Raw genomic sequence first — 318 nt, forward strand, 5'->3', positions numbered from 1 at the left:
CGGTGGCCCACGAGTGCATCATCGACATCCGCCCGCTCAAGGCGGCCGCCGGCATCAGCGAGGAGGACATCGCCAAGCGCCTGATGGACTACGGCTTCCACGCCCCGACCATGTCCTTCCCGGTGCCCGGCACCCTGATGGTCGAACCCACCGAGTCGGAATCGCGCTACGAGATCGACCGCTTCTGCGACGCCATGATCGCCATCCGCGAGGAGATCGCCCGGGTCGAGGCCGGCGCCTGGCCGGCCGACGACAACCCCCTGGTCAACGCCCCGCACACCATGGCCGACCTGAGGGACGATGGCTGGGCGCGCCCCT

At 69.8% G+C, this 318-nt stretch carries 1 pseudogene; it reads left to right on the forward strand.

From position 1 onward, the window contains the following. Positions 1-318 (forward strand): annotated as a pseudogene (locus tag CR157_RS18000) (glycine dehydrogenase (aminomethyl-transferring)); the annotation flags it as partial.

The sequence above is a fragment of the Halomonas sp. LBP4 genome (assembly GCF_003202205.1).
Taxonomy (GTDB): Bacteria; Pseudomonadota; Gammaproteobacteria; order Pseudomonadales; family Halomonadaceae; genus Halomonas; species Halomonas flagellata.